The 21051-nt window shown below is 70.7% G+C and carries 12 protein-coding genes; 5 read left to right on the top strand and 7 right to left on the bottom strand.

All coding sequences use genetic code 11. The features are described from left to right. Positions 1–2: 2 nt before the first annotated feature. From GF068_RS15015 to GF068_RS45060, 4 genes are read right to left on the bottom strand one after another with little or no spacing between them, the layout of a single operon-like run. Positions 3–1646 carry a tetratricopeptide repeat protein gene (locus GF068_RS15015; protein WP_153820090.1) on the bottom strand — a complete coding sequence of 548 codons (1644 nt, stop codon included), beginning with the start codon at positions 1644–1646 and terminating at the stop codon, positions 3–5. Further along, positions 1643–5956, bottom strand: coding sequence for a tetratricopeptide repeat protein (locus GF068_RS15010; RefSeq protein WP_153820089.1), 4314 nt, complete (start codon positions 5954–5956; stop codon positions 1643–1645). Before GF068_RS15010 ends, GF068_RS15015 begins: the two co-directional genes overlap by 4 nt. After that, positions 5953–8361 carry a tetratricopeptide repeat protein gene (locus GF068_RS15005; protein WP_153820088.1) on the bottom strand — a complete coding sequence of 803 codons (2409 nt, stop codon included), beginning with the start codon at positions 8359–8361 and terminating at the stop codon, positions 5953–5955. Before GF068_RS15005 ends, GF068_RS15010 begins: the two co-directional genes overlap by 4 nt. 22 nt (positions 8362–8383) lie before the next feature. After that, positions 8384–9295 carry a hypothetical protein gene (locus GF068_RS45060; protein ID WP_240806924.1) on the bottom strand — a complete coding sequence of 304 codons (912 nt, stop codon included), beginning with the start codon at positions 9293–9295 and terminating at the stop codon, positions 8384–8386. Positions 9296–9664: 369 nt separating this feature from the next. Here GF068_RS45060 and GF068_RS14995 point away from each other — a divergent pair, with 369 nt between their 5' ends. From GF068_RS14995 to GF068_RS14985, 3 genes are read left to right on the top strand one after another with little or no spacing between them, the layout of a single operon-like run. Then, complete coding sequence (locus GF068_RS14995; protein ID WP_153820087.1) at positions 9665–10291, top strand: RNA polymerase sigma factor; 627 nt, start codon at positions 9665–9667, stop codon at positions 10289–10291. A 19-nt stretch (positions 10292–10310) separates the two neighbouring features. Then, positions 10311–11366, top strand: coding sequence for a zf-HC2 domain-containing protein (locus GF068_RS14990; RefSeq protein ID WP_153820086.1), 1056 nt, complete (start codon positions 10311–10313; stop codon positions 11364–11366). 40 nt (positions 11367–11406) lie between these two features. Continuing rightward, positions 11407–13185, top strand: coding sequence for a hypothetical protein (locus GF068_RS14985; protein ID WP_153820085.1), 1779 nt, complete (start codon positions 11407–11409; stop codon positions 13183–13185). Positions 13186–13229: 44 nt separating this feature from the next. Here GF068_RS14985 and GF068_RS14980 read toward each other — a convergent pair whose 3' ends face one another. Continuing rightward, the gene (locus GF068_RS14980) at positions 13230–13712 is read right to left on the bottom strand and encodes a TIGR02266 family protein (RefSeq protein ID WP_170319498.1); all 483 of its coding nucleotides are present in this window, start codon (positions 13710–13712) and stop codon (positions 13230–13232) included. A gap of 60 nt (positions 13713–13772) precedes the next feature. Then, complete coding sequence (locus GF068_RS14975; RefSeq protein WP_153820083.1) at positions 13773–16343, bottom strand: glycosyltransferase family 39 protein; 2571 nt, start codon at positions 16341–16343, stop codon at positions 13773–13775. A gap of 117 nt (positions 16344–16460) precedes the next feature. Between GF068_RS14975 and era the strand changes: the two genes are divergently transcribed. Together era and der are read left to right on the top strand one after the other, a co-directional pair. Next, complete coding sequence (gene era, locus GF068_RS14970; protein WP_153820082.1) at positions 16461–17870, top strand: GTPase Era; 1410 nt, start codon at positions 16461–16463, stop codon at positions 17868–17870. 2 nt (positions 17871–17872) lie between these two features. Further along, a complete protein-coding gene (der, locus tag GF068_RS14965) occupies positions 17873–19273 on the top strand; it encodes a ribosome biogenesis GTPase Der (RefSeq protein WP_240806923.1) in 1401 nt (466 codons plus the stop codon). On the opposite strand, the gene GF068_RS14960 is transcribed toward der, so the two are convergent. Continuing rightward, positions 19270–21000, bottom strand: coding sequence for a hypothetical protein (locus GF068_RS14960; RefSeq protein ID WP_153820080.1), 1731 nt, complete (start codon positions 20998–21000; stop codon positions 19270–19272). The genes der and GF068_RS14960 overlap by 4 nt on opposite strands. Positions 21001–21051: the final 51 nt, after the last annotated feature.

The raw sequence follows: 21051 nt of genomic DNA, 5'->3' as shown, positions 1-21051 counted from the left end.
CCCTAGAGGCCCGGGGGCGGCGCGGAGAAGGGCACGACGATGGAGCTCGTCGGCGTGGGCGCAGGCGCAGGCGCGGGCGCGGGCGGCGGCGCGGCGGAGTCCGTGGGCGGAGGCGCGGGTGGAGGCGCGGGCGCCGCGGAGCTGTCCGAAGGCGCAGGCGCGGGCGGCGGGGCCGCGGAGGTCGTGGGCGGCGTGCTCGGCGGCGTCGCAGGCGGCGGGCTCGGCGCGGGCGCGGCGGCGTCCGGAGCACCGGCATCCTCGGCGCTGGGCGGGCTCGGGAGCGTCGCCACGGGCGCAGGGGCCTCGACGGCGGCAGCGGCGGCGGCGGCGAGCTCGCCCTCCTTGAGCTTCGCGCGCTGGAGGAGCTCGTCGGAGTCGTCACGTACGCCCTTGCGGCGGAGCTCCTGGTACTTCTTGAGCTCGCTGATCGCCTCGGCGACCTGCTGCTTGGCCGTCATGCCAGGGACGCTCGGCGCGAAGAGGTAAAGCAGGCTGAGATCGTAGTGGACCTGCGGCATCGAGGCGTCCCGCGCGAGCACCCACTCGAACTCGCGCTTCGCGTCGCCATAACGGCCGAGCAGGCGATACGTGTCACCAAGCGCGAGGTGCGCGGGGAGGTTGTCGCTGTCGAACTTGACCGCGCCCTCGAGGAGCGGGAGCGCGTCCTGGCCGTTGCCGGCCTCGAGGAGCATGGCGGCGAGCTGCACGCGCGCCTCGACGAGATCGGGCCTCCGCTGCACGGCGCGGCGGAAGTTGTCCATGGCGCCGGCGCGCTCTGATTGCTCGCGCAGGATGAGGCCACGCAAGAGGAGCGCCTCGGGGTTCTCCTTGTCGCGTGGAGGGTTGTCCGCGCCGAACCCGTCGAGGATCGCCTGCAGCGCGTAGAGGGCGAGATCGAGCCTGCGGTTGCGGTAGTGGTCGCGGGCGATCACGACCATCGCAGGCCGGTAGTCCGGGTTGATCTTGAGCGCCTCCTGGGCGAGGCGTTGCGCCGATCCGGTGTCCTTCTGCAGGCTCTTCACCTCGGCGAGCGTGGCCGTGACCGCGGCCGATCGCGGCATGATCGCGCGCTTCTCCGTGAGGAGCTTCTCGGCCTCGCCGAGCTTGCCCTGCCGCGCGAGGAGCATCGCGTAGGCGATGATCGCAGGCTCGTAGTCGGGCGTGATGGAGAGGGCCTTCTGGTAGCTCGACGCAGCCTCGGGCTCGCGCAGGCGCTCCTGCACGGCGCCGAGCGAGTAGTGAGCGTGGTGCGCGCGCGCGTCGGCCTGGATGACCTGCTGGAAGAGCCCCTTCGCGGCGCTGAGGTCCCCCGCGGCGAACGCGGCCATGCCTTGCTGATACGGCCCGGTCGCGGCAGGCGGGAGGGCCTGCGGCGGAGGGGCAGGCGGCACGGCCGTGACGGGCGGCGGCGCGCTCTGCGGGAGGCTCGGCGTCGGGCTCATGCCCACGATCGGCGCGGGCTGACCCATCGGCTGGCCCCACGAGTTCATCCCGTTCGGGTAGGGGTACGGATACGCGGCCGAGGGTTGCGGCGGCGTCTGCGGCTTCTGCTGCGAGGTCGTCTCCTCGCAGGCGGCGAGGGCGAGCGGCACGAGCGCGCAGGTGAGCGCGAAGAGGGCCGGATGAAAACGAACGACTCGCGTCATGGCAGGCTCACCGGGAGCGGGGCGGGCAGGCCGTCGGGCTCGAGCGCGGGCGCCATGCCGGGCCGCGTGCGCAGGAACATGCCGTCCGCGTACTGGAACGGCTGCCCCGTCTCGGGATCGATGATCCCCTGGCTCATGTCGCGGATCTTCGCGTCGCCGAGGATGTCCGTGAAGAACGCGAGCCTCTGGATCGCGTGGTCGACCTCCGGGTTTCGTACGTTCCAGGCCCGCGCGTAGACGACGGCCTGCACGTAGAACTTGATCATGACGCGATCGGCGTCGTTGAGGAGCCGCTCGCGCGCCTCGCGCCACTGCTCGCGGCGCCTCTGGCGATAACCGTCGGCGACCTCTTGCAGATCCTCGCGGTCGCTCGTCTCGGCGAGCTTGATGAGCCGCTCCTCTTTTTCATTGTAGAGCTTCAGAGCCGGAGGCGCGGTGTAGTAGAGGCCCGTGCGGCACGCGTCGTAGAGCGATCCCTGGCGCGCGAAGGCCGCGACGGACAAGGCGCGCGACTCGTACGTCTTGATCACGGACTGCAGGTCGTTGAAGTGCGTGTCACCCGCCTTCTTGAGCTCGTCGGCGAACGTCTTGACGACCTTGTCGATGACGCCTGCATAGCGGTGGTGGCCGGTCTCGTAGTCCCAGGACTGCTTCAGCCGGTCGTTGATGGTGCCGTAGGCGCACTCGGCGGCCATGTCGGCCTGCGCCGTGCCGAGCGCCTTCTTGCCGTCGACGGCGGCGAACGCCTTGAACTTGTCGAAGGCGCTGATGGTGTTGCGGCACCACTCGAACGCCTTCGGATCGCTTCCCGCCTTGCGCATCTTCGATGCGTGGTAGGCCGCCTGCACGAGGTACGGGGTGGCCGCCGGCGTGAGGCGGTTCATCTCGTAGTAGTCCTCCATCGCGTCCATGGCCTTGACCCGCGCGGCCTTGTTCGCGCCCTCGTCGAGGCCCTTCTCGTCCCAGGTCTTGAGGTCGGCCGACGCGACGATGTAGTCGATCTCGACCTTCTGCTCGATCGGGGCGTCGAGGCCGAGGAACGCGCTCCGCGAGGCGATCATCCGATCCCGCTCGCCGACGTTCGCGTAGAGCAACACGGCAGCCCGGGCCGCCTCGCGCCGCGCGGGCTTCTCGAAGCGAACGTTGCGCGAGATCGTGTCGTACGTCTCGGCCGCGGCGCGGTAGTTGAAGAAGAGGACGTACGCGGCGCTGAGCGCGTCGTAGGCCTGCTTCAGGTACTTCACGCGCTCGCCGTAACGCTTCGGATCCGCCGGCTTCGGCGGCTTCGCAGCCTCGTCGCCCTTCTCCAGCTTCGAGAGGTTCGCCTCGCTCCCGTACTCCTTGATGAAGAGCGTGTACATCTCGATGGCCTGGTCGTAGTCGCCGACCTGCTTGTAGCAGTACGCGCCGTTCATCGCGGCCTCGGGCGCCTCGTCCCGCGCCGGGGCCTTCTCCAGCGCCACGCGGTAGAGCGCCGCCGCCTCGCGCCACGCCTGCACGCGCTCGGGGCCGTCGGGCATCTTCTCGGCCTTCTCGAACTTCGCCGCGGCGTCGACGTAGTAGCCGCGCGAAATCGTGGGCTGGGCGATGTCCGTCTCCTTGAGCTTCTGCTCCTCGCTCACGGCGCAGCTCTTCGTCATCGCGGCCTCGGCGAGCGCGCGGGACCGCGGCACGTCGTTCTCGAGGTTCGCCATCGTCGTGAGCTTCTCCCACGCGAGGTAGCCGAACGGCGTCTTGCCGCACTGCTCGGCGTAGATCGGCTCGAGCCTGCGCCGCGCCTCGGCGAAGTTGCCGTAGAGGAAGAAGAACTCGGCCGACTGGTAGGCGTAGAGATCGCTGTTCTTCTGGTCCTGGTTCGTCTGCGGATCACGCGTCGAGAGATCCGCAGACGGAGGCACGCGCTGGATGTACTCGTCGCGCGCCGCGACCGCGTCCTTGACGACCTTCGGCAGCTCCTCGGCGACGACCTTCGGCTTGTCGTTCTCCGTGACGATCTGGAGCCCCGTGCGTTGCTCGATCCCCTGCTGACCGCCGCTGCGCTTGTGCAGCTTGTACTGGTCGAGCAGCGCCTGGTACGCGGTGTCGACGACCATGAACGCCGCCGGCTGGAGGTGTTTGTCGTCCTCGTTCGAGTCGCGTACGTCGACGGCGGTGCGCCGCGCGGTCTCGATCTCCTCGGCCGTCGGCGAGCGATCCATCGCCACCTGGATCACGACGACCATGTGGTTCGCGTCGGCGAGCCAGTAGCGGCTGTCGTAGGCGTCGGGGGCGTTCTCGTCCTCCTGCAGCACGCCCTGCCAGCCGAGCGCCGCCATGCGGTACTCCGAGAGCGCGCGCTCGAAGAGCTTCGTGCGCGTCTCCTGCTCGCCGCTCTGGATCGCGGCGTTCACGAGCGCGCTGCCCCTGTTCGTGTGATCGGCCGCCGCGCGCCGGAGGCCACCGCGCACGAGGCGCTCGGCGGTCTGGATGGCCTCCGGATCGTCCTTGTTCGCCTCGACCCACGGCGTCTTGCCGACGTAGTTCGCGAGCTTCGTGCGCGCCTCGAGGGCCTTCGCCGAGTTCTCGGCGCGCTCGGCCGTGCCCTCGCGCGACTGCCCGGCGAGCGTGTCGTAGATGTCCGCGATCTGCGCCTGCATGACCGGCGCGTCGCGGTGCATGGGCCACTTCTTGAGGATGAGCTCGGAGACCTCGACGGTGTTCCGGTACTGGTTGAGCTCCTTGAACTCGGCCGCGAGCGCCTTGTAGACGTCCACGGTCCACTTGCGATCCTGGGGGATCAGCGAGGCGTTTTGCACGCGGTCGATCGCGATGCGCATCTTCTGCTCGCGGATCCGCGGGTCCTGCTCGAGGTCGAGGATGTCGCTGCGCGGGACGAAGGGCTCGTCGGCGGCCGGCCCCGTGAAGTCGAGGAACGTGAGCGCGCCGGCCATGTACGTGTACGCCTCGCCGCGGAAATCCGTGCCCGGATCACCCGTGAGCTTCTCCTGCTCGTCGGTGTAGTCGAGCAGCTTCACGAACTGCCGGACGCTCGTCTCGTAGCGGAGCTGCTTGAAGTACGTCCAGGCGAGCTTGTACATCGCGACGCCGTAGACGGGCGGCTTCTTGTACTGGAGCGATCGCGCGTACGCGACCTCGGCGCGGTTCAAGGTGAAGGGACCGCCGCCCGGATCGACCTCGTTGAAGTGGTAGTCGCCGATGAGCCACCAGACCTCGGCGAGGTACCGCGGCTCCGCGCCCTCCACGACCTTCTGCGGGATGGGCTTGCAGCCATCCGGGTACGGGTTGACGAAGACGAGCTCGTCCTCGATCGCGGGCGCCTCCGGCTCGGGCTCGGTCGCCTTGCCTTTGCCCCTGGGCTTGCCCTTCTTCGGCGGCTCCGCGGCCTTGCGCTTCGTGGCCTCGCCGATGGGGATCGGGTGTCGCGACTCCCAGGCAATCCAGTAGTCGCGATCGTGATCCTGCGGGAGCTTGCCGACCAGATCCCGCGTCGGATCCTTCGGATCCGTAGGAACGGGGTACGGGTAGCCGTCGTGGCAGACGAGCGACCGGAAGACCTGCTGGGCCTCGAAGATCCGCGCCGAGTCGTTCAGGGCGTGGCCGAGGTAGTAGTAGACGCCGGCGAGCTCCTTGTAGCTCGGGAACTCGCGGATGATGCGCTTGTAGAGCGCGATCGCGGGCCGGAGGCCGATCGCGAGATCGTCGGACAGGTCGCTGTCTTCGCGGGCGCGCTCCTCGTAGAGCGCCGCGAGGCGGAACATCGCCGTGGGCGTGCTCTCGGGGTGCGCGTTCCGGCCGCTGTACGTATCGACGAACTTCTCGAGGCGGCGGATCGCCTCCTCGCGCGCCTTCTTGAGGTCCCGGTGCTCGATGTCGATCTCGCGGTCGAGCGCGGCGATGACGCGGAGGCGACGTTGCTCGTAGTGCTGCTGGATGATGCGCGTGATCGACGAGCGGTAGTCGCGCGCGGCCTTCTCGTACGTCGCGGCCTCCTTCTCGAGCTCGGCGAGGACCGCCATCTGCTCGGGCGTGGGAGGCGGCGGCGGTGGCGCGTGCGCCTTCGGCTTGAACGCAGGCGTGGGCGGCGGGATGGGAGGCGCGCTCGTGGACGTCACCGGAGCCGCAGTCGCAGGCGCAGCAGCGGGAGGAGTCGCGGTCGGAGGCGCAGCGGGAGGAGGCGCAGCGGGCTGAGGCGCAGCGGGCTGCGGCTGCTGCGACGCGGCGTTGCCCGCGACGCACGTCGCCACGAGGAGCGCGAGGATCGACGACGCGCCGCGCCCCGATCGCGAGGAGGATCGACGAAGCACGCTCATTTGCCCTCCGCCTCGGTCGGGCCGCTGTCGTCGAGGACCTCGTCGAGCTCCTCGCGCAAGAGCCTCTCCTCGCGCGCGCGCTCGACGCGCAGGCTCCGCACGCGGGTCATCTGCTCCTCGCGCACCTCCCACGCCTCTTCAGTGATGCCCACGTCGGCCCGCAAGACGATGCTCCGCAGCCGATCTCGCACGAGGCCGAAGTTCCGCATGGCCACCTCGCCCACGACCCCGCGCGCCTCCTTGTCCAGCCGCTCGAGCTCGACCTCGTAGCCGACCACGGCGGCCGTCTCGCGCGCCAGGATCGCCCGCACGTCCGTCGTCCGCCGCGCGACCTCCCGCTCGAGATCACTCAGCGCGGCGAAGACCTTCGCGTCCGTCTCGTCGCCTTTCTGCAGGAGCGGCGCGATGCGCCTCGCGTACGTCGCGAGCTCCGCGCCCCCCTGCCCCGCCATCGCGAGCTGGACCTCCCGCACGATCGCCTCGCGGTAGGCCTGCCGCACCTGCCCGTCCTCGATGAAGCGCTGATCCCCGAAGCCGACCTGCATCTTGCCCGCGCCCACCCACTTGCGCAGGTTCGCGATCTGCTTGCGGTACGCCGCGAGATCACGCTCGTGCGCGGCGAGCTCCTGCTCGAACCGCGCGACGGACGCCGGATCCCGCACGACGCCCACCTGCGGCGCCTCGCGAATCATGCGACGCAGGCCGTTCACCTGCGCCTGGAGCGAGTCCACCTCGAGCGTCATCCGCTGCACGGCCTGCGACGCGCCGTTCCACTGCCGCAGCGCCTGCCCCTCGCGCTCCTGGAAATCCGCGTCGTTGACGGGGATGATGCCGAGCCGCTTCTCGAGCGAGCGACGCCGCGCGCGCACCTGCCCGATCTCGCCGGAGAGCGCCGACGACTCGACCTCGTCCATGCCCTGTCCGAGCGCGAGCCGCGCGATGCCCACGCGGTTGATGAGCCCGAGCGCCTTCTCCTCGCCCGCCTTGAGCTCGGGGAACGCGCGGACGCGGTTCGTCGAGGAGATCACCGCGTTCAGCTTCTCGATGACGTCGTTCGACTGCTGGATGAGCGTGCGGCACTGCGAGATGCCCTCGATCACGGCGAACGCGGCCGGGCCGTCCTCCGCCTCGCGCGCCCACTGGATCGCGAGCGTCGGCAGGCCCGAGCTCGCGTCGAGGACGTCGAGCTGCTCCTCGCTGAGTTTGTCGTAATAGACCGCCGGATCACTCGTCGCGCCGAGGAAGGCGTCCACGCGCGCCCGCATCGGATCGTAGTTCGCGCGCACGCCCTCGTAGACCTTGAGCGATTTTTCGAACTGGCCCGCGCGTAACATCAGGTCGGCGCGCAGGAGCGAGCCGTCGGCGATGTCCTGGCTGTTCGGGTCCGCGACGGAGAGGACCTCGAGGGCCCGCTGCGCGCGCTCGACGTCGCCGAGCCGGACGTACACCCAGCCGAGCTCGTAGAGCATCGTCCCGAACTCCGGCGAGGCGCGATCGATGTGGTTGTACGCGTCCACGGCCTGCGCCCACTGATCCGACTCGTAGAAGAGCCGCCCGATCGCGAGCCAGGCCATGTCGATCACCCGCTCGTGATCCTTCGAATCCGGCGGGAGCTGCGTGACCTTGCGGAACTGCTCGATCGCCGCGACGTAACGGCTCCGCGGCGCCCGCGGCGGCACCTCGCCCTCGGCGAGCGGGACGGGCGGCGGCGTCGCCTCCTTCATCGCCACGACGCCGAGCAGGTAGCCCGCTTGATGCGCGTACGCGCTCTTCGGATCGACCGCCCCGAGCGCCGCCTTCGCGCCGGCCCAGTCCTTCTTCACGACGAGGCCTTTTCCCCGCGCGTACGAGATCCCGCTCGTCATCGCCGCGGGCGGCAGGCGGTTCATCGCCGCGAAGACGTCGTCGAGGTGCCGGTAGTCCTTCGTCCGCAGCGCGATGTCCACGAGCCGCTCGAGCGCCTTGCTCTGGTACGAGAGGAAACGCGGCTCCTGGTTTCGATCGGTGATCTTGAAGTAGACGCGGCGCGCCGAGAGGTACTGCCGCGACTGGAAGTAGGTCTCGCCGAGCAGCGAGAGCGCGTCGGGGTACGCCGTGGGGTGATCGGGGTACTTCTCGAGGATCTCGTTCAGCAGCGTGGCCGCGCGCTCCCAGTCCCTCGAGCCCATGAGGAGCATGGCGTCGGCGATACGCTGCGCGGGCGTGCGCTCGCGGCCCTTCGACTTCTGGATCGCGTCCTCGATCGCGCGCAGGCCGTTTCCGGCGATGCCGATCTGCTGCGACGCGCTCGTGATCGCCTGCTCGGCGTCGAGCGCGTGGGCGAGGCCCGGCGCGAGGGCGAGAGCGGCCGAGAGGAGCCCCGCGAGGAGCGCCTTTCGCACGCGGGAACCGCCTGTGCTCTTCATGCGTGCCCCTTCCGGCGCTCGCTCACTTGGCGACGCCCTGCGGCCCCGGCGCGCCCGCGGGCGCGTTCGGATCCGAGAGCCCTTGCGTGACCTTCTCGACGAACCGCACCGCGGGGCGCTCCTCGATCGGCGTGGTCACGCCGCCCTTCTCGAACGAGACGATCTGCAGCGTCATCGTCTTGCCCTCGAGCGCGGTGAACGAGTGGTTCGAGCGGACCTCGAGCCTGTAGCCGCGCATGTACGAGAAGACGCCGAAGCCGTTGCCCTGCAGGTTCACGAGGACCTGCACCGTGTGATCCCCCGGCGGGATCGAGCCGTTGAAGATGGGGATCTCGCCGGCCTCGGCGATCGCGCCCGTCTGATCGGTCTTGTTGTACTGGACCGCGCCGTCGAGCACGACGAGCAGCCGCGTGATCTTGAAGGCGCCCGAGAGCTCGTTCGTGTACTTGAGGTTCGCGCGGGAGCCGGCGCCGCCGCTCGAGAGGATCGTGTCGCTGAGCAACGAGAGCCGCGTGTGGCTGCGGCGGATCTGCTCCTTGAGCTCGTCGATGCGTTGCTCGAGATCACGCAGGCGTACGGCGTACGTCTGGCCATCCATGCCAGGCGGCGGCGCGGGCTGCGCCCCGGGGGCCGGCTGCGCGCCGGGGACGGCCGGCGGCGGCGCGGGTTGCATGCCGGGCTGCGTCGGAGGCTGAGGCTGCATGCCCGGCTGCATCGGCTGCTGCTGCTGCACCGGCGGCTGCTGCATCGGCGGCGGCTGCATGCCCGGCTGCGTGGGCGCGGCGGGTGGTGGGGTTTGGCCCGACGGTACGGCGCGGGGCGCGCCCGGGGCCATCGACGGCGGCGGCGCCGTGGGCGCCTGGGCCCCGGCCGGCGCCGCGAGCAGCCAAGTTGCCGCGATCGTCACGGCGAGCGTCTTCGGGAAGAATCGCATGAAGACCAACCCCATCAGCCAAGCAAGGCGGAAGGACACGCTGTCGCCCGGCCATGCTTGCCGGCTTGTGGGCAGTGTACTTTCCGGGGGCGCGCCGATGCAACCGAGGACCCGGCGCGGACCCGGGACGTGACGTGGCGTGAATTTGCTGGCGCTCGGTATCCGCCCTGGCGCGAGGTCTTTCCGAGGACCCGGCCCACCCAAACTTCGCGGCTCCGCTCGTGTCCCGATCCGGTAAGGTGGCGTCGTGCAGCGACGCCCCCCTCCGATCAGAACTTCGGACTCCGTCGCGCGTCCCAAGGACCGGCGTCACGACCTCGCTTCGCCCGCTCCCGCACCGGCAGACGCGCGGGAAACGAGGAGGTGACGATGGCGAGCATCTCACGCGAGGAGGTGACCGACGAGGTCCTGATGATGCGGTTCCAGGGTGGTGATCGAGCGGCGTTCGCCGGTCTCGTCCGCCGACACAAGACGAACGTCTACAACTTCATCCTCCGCCAGGTCCGCATGCCGCAGATCGCCGAGGATCTGGTGCAGGACGTGTTCGTCAAGATCGTGCAGAACGCGGCCGACTTCAAGCACGAGGCCCGCTTCTCCACGTGGGCGTACACCATCGCCCGGAACGTGTGCATCGACCACCTGCGGAAAGCCGCGCTCCGGCGGCACCCGTCGCTGGATCAGGCCACGAGCACGGGAAACGGCGAGGAGGGCCCGACGCTCGCCGAGCGCACGGCCGACGCGCACCCCACCGCCTCGGTCGAGAGGGTCGCGATCGGCGCCGAGCTCGGCGTTCGGATCACCCACGCCGTCGAGCGGCTGCCCCCCGAGCAACGCGAGGTCTTTCTCCTGCGGGAGCTCGGCAACGTGCCGTTCAAGGACATCGCCGAGATCACCGGGGTGCCGGAGAATACTGTCAAGAGCAGGATGCGTTACGCCCTCGAGCGCTTGCAGGAAGCGCTCGCCGAGTACGAGGACTACGCTCGAGCCCTGCGATAACGCCGGGCAAGGTGCTCCCATGGATTGCCAGAAGTTCGACCAGGTCGTGATGGATGCGCTCTACGAGGAGCTCGACGAGCTCACGTACGCGGCGCTCCGCCGTCACGTGGAGTCCTGCGCGCGCTGCGGCGAGGCTTGGAACGGGCTCCGCGCGACGCGCGAGGTCGCGATGCTCCCGCTCGACGAGCCGAGCCCCGGCCTCGAAGATCGCATCCTCGCGGCCGTGACCGACGCGCAACGCACGACGCCCTGGCACCGCAAGGCACTGCGCGCGCTCGCCTGGGCAGGCAGCCACGCGATGAGGCCGCAGCTCGCGATGGCCGCGCTCTTTTTCCTGGTGATCGGCTCGAGCCTGCTCTTGCTCCGCGCCAAACCCGGCACCGTGGGGATCACGCCGGTGCGCGTGACCGAGCGCGGCGTGCCGGCGCCCGACGAGGTCGATCTCTCGCAGGCCGCGGCCCCGCCCCCGCCGATGGCCGCAGCGCCCGCGCCGATGGCCGCGCTCGCCGAAGCCTCGGAGGGCGCGAAGAAGGGCAAGGACGACGCGGCCGACAAGGACACGACGAAGGACACGGACGGCGCCGTGAAAGCGCTCGCCGCGGCGCGCGCGACGCGCGACGGATCCGGCTGCGACGCGGCGCTGGGCCTGTACGACGACGTCGGCGCGCGTTTCCCGGGCACGCCCCAGGCCGCGGACGCGATGTGGGAAGCGGCGCAGTGCCAGCGGAGCCTCGGCAACACGGATCGCGCGAGGGAGCTCTATTCGGCGCTCAAGCAGAGCGATGGTTACAAGGCGCGCGCCGAGGAGGCGCTGAAGGAGAGCGACGCAGCGGCGCAGACGAACACGGGCGGCGCCCTCGCGAACCGCGCCGGGTCTGCGGCGCCGGCGCCGACCGCGACCTCGAAGGTGGCCGGCAGCGCGCCTGCCGGCAAACCCGCCGCGGCGGACGCGATGGAGGCCGACGCCCAGAAGGCGCGCGCCGCGCCGGGCGGCGGGCCGGGCGGGAGCGTGCACGCCGCGCCGAAACGCTCGTATCAACCCGCGCCGGCCCCGGACAAGGCCACCGGGTACTGAGCCCTTTCGAGACCGACCCGCGGCCCGGTAGACTCGGGCCATGCGTCGTCGATCACGCCTCCTTCTTGGCCTCGTCCCCGCCTTGCCCGTGGCCATCGCCGTGGGCGCTTGTGCCGAGGCGCCCGTCGCCTCCCTGGGCCTCGTCATGAAGGCGCCCCTCGGGCTCCTCGACACGGCGACGCGCGTCACCTTGCGCGTCTTCGACAAGGGCAACGCGACGTGCACGTCCGCCACGGGCCACGTCGAGAACGCCCCCACGGGCGACGCCGTGCAGACCTTCGAGCTGCAGAAAAACGGCTGCGGCGAGGGCGTCGCCTGGTGCAAGGAGATCGAGCTCGACCGCGACGGCGCCGAGAAGATCTTCGCGATCACGGCCGAGGGCAGCGCCGGCGTCCTCGCCGAGGGCTGCGTCGTGGAGAAGGTCGATCAGGACCCGCTCGAGATCACCATCAAGGTCCAGCGGATCACCCCGCCCGCGTGTTGCAACGACGGCGCGCTCGGCACCGGCGAGCAGTGCGATCTCGGCCCCGCGGCGGCGCTCGCGTGTGACGGAAGCCCCGCCGAGACCTGCGGCGGCATCAAGCCCGACGCGGTCTGTCGGTGCGACTGCACGGCGCAGGAGATCCTGCTCTCCGTGGACAACGTGGTGAAGCCCGAGCTCTACAACGACGGGCCGGGCACGAAGACGCAGCTCGCGATGGAGTTCGCCCCCGGCGCGCAGGCGACGACAAACGCGCTGCGCACCGCGTACATGAGCACCACGGGCGTCGGCGGAGGCGACGTCCTGCTGCGCTTCCTCGCCGCGGATCTCTACCCGATCGAGGACCCCTTCCTGCTCTCGCAGCAGCTCCAGATCCCCGCGCGCTGCACGAACCTGACCCAGTCGGGCCCCGCGCTCGTCCAGCGGGATCCCGCGCTCGCGGCCGTCGGCCTGGATCGCTTGGCCATCGTCTACGCGAGCGACGAGCTCGGGACGAACAACTACCACATCTACCTGAGCGCGCAGAACGAGTGGGGCTGCGCGGATGCGCTTCCGCAAAGGGTGAGCACGACGGTCGGCGACGTGTCGATCCGGCCCGACGTCGCGGGCGGGCCCGACGACGCCGCGCTCGTCGTGTGGAACCGCGGCACGGGCATCTTCGGTCGCATCTGGACGAGGAGCGGCGAGCTCGAGCCGCCGATGAACGAGCTCCCGATCGCGACCGACGGCATCGCGCCGCGCGTCGCCGGCGACAAGGATGGCTGGGTGGTCGTCTACCAGGGCGCGGGCAACGGCGACGGCGACGGCATCTTCATGGTGACGGTCTCGCCGAGCGGCGAGCTCGGCACGCCCACGCTCGTGAACGACGCGACGACGGGCCTGCAAGATCAGCCCGACGTGGCGATGTTGCCCGACGGCCGCTTCATCGTCGTCTGGCACGCGGGCGGCGACGTGTTCTTCCAGCGGTACGACAAGGACGGGGGCCGCGTCCCCGGCACCGAGGATCAGAAGCCCGCGAACACCACGACCGAAGGCCTGCAGCAGAGGCCCAAGGTGGCCGCGGGCCTCGGCTTCTTCACGGTGGTCTGGGAGGACGAGGGGGGCACGATCGGCGCGCGCTTCATCGGCGGCACGTCGGGCTTCGGGTACAACAGCGTCACCGGCCAGAACGACGCGTTCCTCGCGAACATCAGAGACCCCGAGGGCACGATCGGCAGCCGCAGCCTCCCCGCCGTGGCGATCGGAGGCAGCGGGTTCGTCGCCATCGGCTGGCAGGACGACAGCCCGAACCACTTCGGCGTCTACGTGCGCCGCTTCCCGTTGCCGGTCGGGCTGTAAGACTCCCTCACGCCCAGCCCCTCTCCCGCGCGGGAGAGGGGTGTTCAGTTCGACACGGGTCCGGCGTTCTCGCGGAGGTAGGCGATCGTGCGGATCGTCTCGACGAGCCGCTCGCGTTCGGCGGCCGTGATGCGCACGAAGCGCACGCCCATCCCGGGGTTCGGGTTGTCGTGCAGCGGACGAACCACGTTGACCCACTGCACCGAACCCTCGAGCACGAACGGCTCGCCGCTGTTCGGCGAGGCAAACCGGAGCGTGAGGCTCGTGCCGACGGGGAGGGGCTCCGTCGTCCGCACGAAGATGCCGAGCTCCGAGATGTTCGTGATCGCGGCGTAGAGGAAGGTCTCCTCGGTCTCGCAGTCCACCGACCAGGTCACGTCGTATCGCTCGGACGAACGGCGCTCGAACCAGCGCCGGCTGCTCGTGGGCGCCACATCGTCTCCGCGCGTCGACGACGGCGGTTTGTCCGCCGCGGCGGCCTCGTCGACCGCCCCGCGCTCCGGATCGCTCCCGTGACGCTCACCCATTGAACCTTCCGCGTAGTCGCTTTCCACACGGGCGCCAAGGGATCCGGCCATCACGGTCGATCAACGCACGCGGAGCGCACCTCCGATGACGCGGTTCTCGTGGTTCGGGCCACGCACCACCCGGAAACGCGTGTCTCCGGAGAAGAAGCCGAAATAGATCGTGTAGTCGCCCGGCGTGAAATTCGGCTCGAGCTCGAAGACGTAATCGTCCACGACGATGTCGTTTGGCTGCCAAAGGTTCATGGCATACTTGCCGTCGAGCACCGCGTGATCGCCGTTGTACCGGCGCTGGAAGCCGTCGATGTGCAAGAAGGCCTTCCAGTTGCCGAGGATGGGACTCGCGACCCGGTAATAAAAGCGCATGTGGTACTTGCGCTGCGGCACCACGCTGTCCACGACCCGGCCAGCGCCGTCGCGGACCTCCCAGCCGAGCACCTCGAGCTGATCCTCGAACGCCGCGTCGACCTTGTGGAGCTCGGGCGGCGGCTCGTCGAGGACCATCGCGCCGAGGGGATTTTCGTTGCGCTGGCCCCCGAGATCGCTGGAGACGAGCAGGATCTGGCTCGAGCGCGCGTCGAGCACGAACAGGTTCGTGCCGGCGTGCTTGCGGTGGAGCGAGTTCAGGCGCGGCAGCTCATCGGCGCGGACGATGAGCCAGCGGCGGTCCTTGCCCTCGGTGAGCCACGCGAAGGCCTCGGCGGGATCGTTGAACTGCGCGACCTCGCCGCCCTGGTGGTAGTAGGCGATCGAGCGAGCCCGGACGCCGAGCAGGCCGAGCGGCTCGCCGGGCTTCTGGAGCCGGGCGTACGCGTCGAAGACCTCCTTCGGCGAGAGCTGCGCGGCGAGCGCGGGGTAGTAGCCGAACGAGAGCACGGCGCCCGCGGCGAGCGCGGCGAGCAACACGCCCGCGCCGCGCGGGAGCTTCGTGAGGCCGAGGGCCGCGCGGAAGCCGTCACGCAAGGCGACGAGCGAGATCGGCGCGAGGGCGATCACGAGCGGCACCGCCCACCAGAGGTTCAAGCCGGCGTCGATGAAGTTGCGGGGCAGCTTCAGCACCGACGCCCAGCCGAGCCGCGTGCCGAGGAAGAGCATCGCGCCGAGGCCAACGAGCGCAGCCTCCACGACGACCGCGCCGAAGACGAGGTTGCCGTTCCAGACCGCGGCGAGCTCCTTGCCGACGCGGCGGTAGTCATCGACGAGCCCGTCGATCCACCTGGAGAACGCGCCGGGTTTGTCCGTGCGGCCCTCGAACCACGCGATCGCCACGAGCCCCGCGAACGCCATGGCGGAGAGGCGCACGAGCGTCTTCGAGGTCGCCTCGAAGCTCTTCGGGAACGAGGGTTTGGCCACCTCGAACACGCTGAAGAACCGCGCCGGATCGAGCACCATGTCGCGGTAGAGCACGAACGCGAGCAGGGCGACGCCGAGCGCGAGGGCCCGCGACGGAGGCGCGCCGCGATCGAAGTCGGCCACGGCGAGCCCCGCGACGCCCGCGAGCAACGCGACGCCGCTCCACGGGAGGAACACGACGTGCGGCGCGAGCAAGGCGTACGCGGCGTACGCGACGGCAGCGCCGACGAGCAGCGCGACGCGGAGCCCGACCTCACGCCTGCGCGAAGGACCGTCGAGCTCGACGGGCGCGCGGAAGAGCCGGCCGATGGCGAAGGGCAAGAACGCGCTCCACGGGAACAGCGCGTGGCCGAGGTGGCGGATCGTCCGGTCGAACGTCGCGTCCACGCTCGACTTCTTCGTCAGCGCGACCGCGAGCGCGCGCGGCAGAGGCGCGTCGGGCGAGGTGCCGAAGAGGAGCTTCACACCGAGGCCCAGCGCCACGAGCCCGAGGAGGAGCGAGAGCGCGCCGAGGGCGTGCTCGGCGCGGGATCGGCCCTCGGACAAACCTCCGAGCACGAGCACGAGCCAGGCGAGCCCAGCGGCGAGCGCGGGCACGGCGACGCCGATCAAGAGCCCACGCGACATGTATCCGGCCACGAGGCCGAGGGCGCCGACGACGAGCCAGGCGCCCTTCACGAGCCACGTGCGAGCGCCTTCCACCTCCTCGACGTCTCCCCCTCCCCGGCCCTCTCGCGCGTGGTCGAAGAGCGCGCCCACGAGGCCGGCGAAGGCGAGCGCGAGCGCGGACATCGTGACGATGTCGCCGAGCATCGTCCGCGCTTGCATGAAGTAGAGCGGCGTCGTGGCGAGCGCGACGGCGCCGTAGAGCGCGGCCCTCCGCCCGGAGAGGCGCGCGAGCAGCTCGTGCAGCGCGACGACCCCGAGGAACGCCCAGATCGCGAGCGGCAAGCGCCCCGACCAGTCCGCGAGCCCGAAGAGCTTGAAGCCGAGCGCCATCGAGGTGAACGGCAGCTCGCCCATGCGCAGGTCACTCAGCGTGGGCATCCCGTTCACGGCGTCGGGGAGCGCGAGCTCGTCCGCGTGGAAGGCGTGGATCGCGACGCGGCGCGACAGATCGGCCGCGTCGAGCTCGTACGGATCCCAGATGCCGCTCTTGCCGAGGGTCGAGAAGAGGACCAGGGCGGCGAACGCGAGGGCGAACGGCCGGGACCACGCGGCGAGGGAAGGCGCGCGCTCGCGGGTCGTACCGTCGGGGGCGCTCTCGTGGGCGGCTTCCATGGGGGGCTTCTACCGCTGCTCGGGCCGGTAGCCAAAGGCGTTTGGAGGGGCGGTCGGCGTGGAGAACGATACGAAGCAGTTTGAGGCCCACCGCGCTGTCTGCTATCGCGCCGCGCTGTGAAGAGCCGCAGATCCGAACCCCGCGCCGAGCGTCCCGGCCAGCGTCCCGGCCAGAAGCCCAGGACGGGGCGCGAAACACCGCCCGATGACGAACGAGCCGGCGCCTCCCCTCGCCGGGAGACGCGCGGAGCGAAGGGAAAACCGGGCGAGGCGCGAGCGAAGGGGCCGGCGAAGAAGGGCGCGCCTCTGCCGACGCGCGGCGCGCGAGGCGGGCGGCCGGCGACGACGGACGATCTCACGCGTGGACCGCGTGGAGGCCACGGAGACGGGCGCCGCCCGAGCGCCCCGCGCCCGCGGCCCGAGCCCCGCCCCGCGCCCGAGGCGAGCGGACCTTCGCGCAGCGGCACCGTGGCGCTGATCGGCCGGCCGAACGTCGGCAAATCCACGCTGCTCAACGCGGCGCTCCAGCAGCCGCTCTCGATCGTGTCGAAGACGCCGCAGACCACGCGCGACGCGCTGCTCGGCGTGGTGCACCACGGCTCCGCGGAGATCGCGCTGCTCGACACGCCGGGCCTGCATCGCCCGCGCACGCAGCTCGGCCGCGCGATGAACGAGGCCGCGCGGGACGCGGCGCGTCGAGCGGACGTCGTCGTCTTCGTGACGGACGTCTCGCCGCGCCCCGTGAAGCGCAAGGAAGACGGCACGCCCATCGAGCCGCGCCCGCTCCTGCCGCACCCGGGGGATCTCGTGCTGCTCTCGGACCTCGCCCCGGACAGGCCCGCGCTGCTCGTCGTGAACAAGGTCGACCTGCTCCGGGACAAACGGCACCTCTTGCCGCTGCTCGAGGCCTACGGGAAGGTGCGCGACTTCGACGCGATCGTGCCCGTCTCGGCGCAACGCGAGGACGGCATCACGCGCGTGCTCGACGAGGTCGCGCGCTTCTTGCCCGAGGGCCCTTTCCGGTACGGGGTCGACGACGTGACGGACAAACCCGCGCGGTACTTCGCGGCGGAGTACGTGCGCGAGCAGATCCTCCGCGCGACGCAGGACGAGGTGCCACACGCCTCGGCCGTCAGCGTCGACCGGTACGTCGAGCCACGCGCCCCGGGTCAGGCGGTGCAGATCGACGCCACGATCCACGTCGAGCGGCAGGGCCAGAAGCGGATCCTCATCGGCGCGGGCGGGGCCATGATGAAGCGGATCGGCATCGCCGCGCGCGAGCGCATCGAGGAGCTCGTCGGCGGCAAGGTGGTCCTGCGCCTCTGGGTGCGCGTGACGCCGGACTGGCGCGAGTCGCTGCCGCGCCTCGAAGAGCTCGGCTACGGCAAGGGCCGCGGCGGGGCGGGCGCGGCGACCGAGTACGTGATCGTCGCCGAGCGCGACGAAGAAGCGGACGAGGGCGACGACGACGACGACGACGAAGACCTCGACGACGAGGGGGAAGAAGACCAGGACGAGGAGGAATGACGATGCAAGAAGACCAAATCGAGCAGCCGGACGAGGGCGTGACCCCCGCGCGGGTGATGAGCGCTCCGCTGCCGATCGTTGCGATCGTCGGCCGCCCCAACGTCGGCAAGAGCACCCTGTTCAACCGCCTCGTCGGCAAGAAGACCGCGATCGTGCACGACGAGCCCGGCGTCACGCGCGACCGCCACTACAGCGACGTCACCTCGCGCGGCCGCAGGTACACGCTCGTCGACACGGGCGGCTTCGACCCGGAGAGCGACGATCCCATGCGCCAGGGGATCAAGCGCCAGATCGACGTCGCCATCAGCGAGGCCGACGTCATCGTCTGCGTGCTCGACGCGAGCCAGCCTCCGACGCCGGCCGATCACGCCGAGCTCGATCTGCTCCGGCGCGCGGGCAAACCCGTCATCTACTGCGCGAACAAGGCCGACTCGCAGCGCGCCGAGATGGAGCTCAGCGATCTCTACCGGCTCGGCGCGAAGGACATCATCCCCTTCTCCGCCCTCCACGGCCGGCGCATCGACGAGCTCGAGGGCGCGATCGTGTCCGCGCTCCCGCCTCTGCCGCCCGAGCCGCAGGAAGGCGCGGAGCCGGACGAGGCCATCCGCGTGGCGATCGTGGGCCGACCGAACGCGGGCAAGTCCTCGCTCGTCAACCGCCTGCTCGGCGAGGATCGCCTCATCGTCGATTCGCGCCCCGGCACCACGCGCGACGCCATCGACACGCGCGTCACCAAGGGCAAGCACTCGTTCCTGTTCATCGACACGGCCGGCATCCGGCGCAAGGCGAAGGTCACGAAGGAGGAGAGCGTCGTCGAGGCGGTGAGCGTGCTCCACGCGATCCGCGCGATGGAGCGCGCCGAGGTCGTGGTCCTCCTGAGCGACGCGTTCGAAGGCGTGGCCGAGCAGGACGCGAAGATCCTGGGCCTCGCCGTCGATCGCGCCCGCGCCGTCGTCATCGGCCTCAACAAGGCCGACCTGCTCGACAAGAAGGCCTTCGCGAAGGCCGAGGAGAACGCGCGGGACAAACTCTCGTTCGTGCCGTGGGCGCCCATCGTGCCCCTCAGCGCGAAGACCGGCCGCGGCGTGGGCAACCTGCTCTCCACGATCACGCGCGTCGCCACGGCCTTCCGCACGCGCGTCGGCACGGGCGAGCTCAACCGCTTCTTCGAGCAGGTCCTCGAGCACCGCCCGCCGCCCACCTCCGGCGGACGCGCGCCGCGGCTCTACTACATCACGCAGGCCGAGACCTCACCACCGCTCTTCGTGGTCATGGCGAGCGCCCCCGAGCAGCTCCACTTCAGCTACCAGCGCTACGTCCAGAACCAGCTCCGCAAGCACTTCGGCTTCGAGGGCGTGCCGGTCCGCGTGAAGTACAAGCCGAGGCGCCGCCGCGGCGACTAGTCCCCGCGGGGCGGCAGGCGAGAGGCGCGGCCCTCGTTCCCCGGGGGCGACGCGTCGTCACGCACGTGCTCGACGCCTGCGTCTTTCCACACCGGCACCGAGCGGCTGAACACCTCGAGCCGCTCGATCTCCTCGTCGTCCACGAGGCAACGCAGGCCGAGCACGGCCTGGTTGATGCCCGTGAAGCCGAGCGCCTTCGCCAGCGCGCGGAGCCGGGCCTGCTCGTCCTCGTGCGCCTCGGAGGGGATCGAGATCGCGTCACCCGAGATCGACTCCGCGGGCCCCCGCAAGGCCGAGATCGCGCTCCGCGCCGGGCCCACGATCTCCCGCGCGATCTGCCGCGCCGCGATCGCGCCCCGCACGAGGTACTGCTCGCGCAGGAGCTGCGCGTTCGTCCGGCCGACGCGCGCGATCAGGAGCGCTTGATCCTGCCAGTCGCAGATCCGCTGCAGGCTGTAGGTCGTGTTGAAGAAGATCCGCGGCGTCGGCATGAAGGCGAGCGCGTGCGCCGAGTCGATCCGCTCCTCCGCGAGGCGCGCCACGTCCTCCTCGTTCAGCCCGTCGATGATCCCGAGATCGCTGCCGCGCATCGGCGCCGCCGTCCCCACGCCGAGCATCGACGCGGCGCGATCCGTCACGGCGCGTAACACGCGCTCGCCGAGGAGCGCGACGGCCACGCCCACGATGAGCGCGCCCTTGTAGCCCTGGAACAGGTACCCCTTCTCCGCGCTGCTCGCCTCCTCCGGGCCCGAGAGCAGCGCCACGCCGAGGAACACCGTCGCCACGCTCACGATGAGCAGCGTGCGCGCCGCGAACGCCATCATGCGCGCGGTCGAGTCGTTGCTGGCCGATCGGAACAGGATCTGACCGAGGTTCAAGGTGAACGACACCGTGCACGCCGCGCCCACGCCGAGCGCCACGAGGTGCCGGAGCTCGTTCTCGCTCCGCGCGTACCGGAGCAGGATCACCGCGCAGGCGATGAGGATCGCCGACGCGATGAACCCGAAGATCGCCGCGTGCCGCGCCATGCGTTGCACCGACTCGCGCATGAGCTCGTTCTCGTAGGCCCACATGCGCTCGACCTTCTCCCGGAGCTCCATCCGGTCCCGCACCCCCGTGCCCGGCGCGTAGCCCACCTTCAGCCGGAAATCGCCACGCGCGAAGCGGCGCTCCACGAGCATCGCCGAGCACACCGCGAGGATCGCGGGCATCGCGGCGGCCCCGAGCACCCGGAGGCGCGCGATCGGCGAAGGGTCCCACTCGAGCAGATCCTGGTAGGCGACGACGAGCATGCCGCCGAGGCAAGCGAAGATGATCCACCGCACGAACGACGGCGCGATCAGCGCGATGAACCCGAGCAGCGCCCGGAAGCGCTCCTCGCCCGTCTGCATCGTCTCGGTCAGCGGACCGCCGAGCAGCGCGTGCATGAAGAACACCACGATCCCGACGGCGATCCCGGATCCGACCTCGGCGACGTACGGGGGACGGTTCGGCGCGACGAACCGGAAGAACACCACCGCGCCGGCGTAGGCCGCGATCACGAGGAGCGCGACGGCGAGGCCGCCGAGGACGGGCGAGCGGGCCTCGGCCGGACGGGTGGACCCTTCGGCCTCCGCGATCCGGGGCGGCGGGGCTTTGTGCTGGGCCGCCTCGGTGCTCTTGCCGGGCACGTGCCGGAGGGTCGGCGGCGACACCGGCGAATCGGCGGGGGGCGCGGGATCGGGCAAGGGGAGACCTCCGCTGGCATCGTACCCGCCCCGCGCCCTCCGACCCGACGC

Source organism: Polyangium spumosum (assembly GCF_009649845.1).
In the GTDB taxonomy this organism is placed as follows: domain Bacteria; phylum Myxococcota_A; class Polyangia; order Polyangiales; family Polyangiaceae; genus Polyangium; species Polyangium spumosum.
The sequence above is the reverse complement of the archived record's forward strand: the minus strand, read 5'-3'. Positions and strand labels throughout refer to the sequence as shown.

Excerpts from the sequence above, each read along its gene's own strand:
- GF068_RS14995 (WP_153820087.1), top strand. The coding sequence starts at position 9,665 with ATGGCGAGCATCTCACGCGAGGAGGTGACCGACGAGGTCCTGATGATG.
- GF068_RS15010 (WP_153820089.1), bottom strand. The coding sequence starts at position 5,956 with ATGAGCGTGCTTCGTCGATCCTCCTCGCGATCGGGGCGCGGCGCGTCG.
- GF068_RS14985 (WP_153820085.1), top strand. The coding sequence starts at position 11,407 with ATGCGTCGTCGATCACGCCTCCTTCTTGGCCTCGTCCCCGCCTTGCCC.
- GF068_RS14990 (WP_153820086.1), top strand. The coding sequence starts at position 10,311 with ATGGATTGCCAGAAGTTCGACCAGGTCGTGATGGATGCGCTCTACGAG.
- GF068_RS15005 (WP_153820088.1), bottom strand. The coding sequence starts at position 8,361 with ATGAAGAGCACAGGCGGTTCCCGCGTGCGAAAGGCGCTCCTCGCGGGG.
- GF068_RS14975 (WP_153820083.1), bottom strand. The coding sequence starts at position 16,343 with ATGGAAGCCGCCCACGAGAGCGCCCCCGACGGTACGACCCGCGAGCGC.
- GF068_RS15015 (WP_153820090.1), bottom strand. The coding sequence starts at position 1,646 with ATGACGCGAGTCGTTCGTTTTCATCCGGCCCTCTTCGCGCTCACCTGC.
- GF068_RS45060 (WP_240806924.1), bottom strand. The coding sequence starts at position 9,295 with ATGCGATTCTTCCCGAAGACGCTCGCCGTGACGATCGCGGCAACTTGG.
- GF068_RS14980 (WP_170319498.1), bottom strand. The coding sequence starts at position 13,712 with ATGGGTGAGCGTCACGGGAGCGATCCGGAGCGCGGGGCGGTCGACGAG.
- der (WP_240806923.1), top strand. The coding sequence starts at position 17,873 with ATGCAAGAAGACCAAATCGAGCAGCCGGACGAGGGCGTGACCCCCGCG.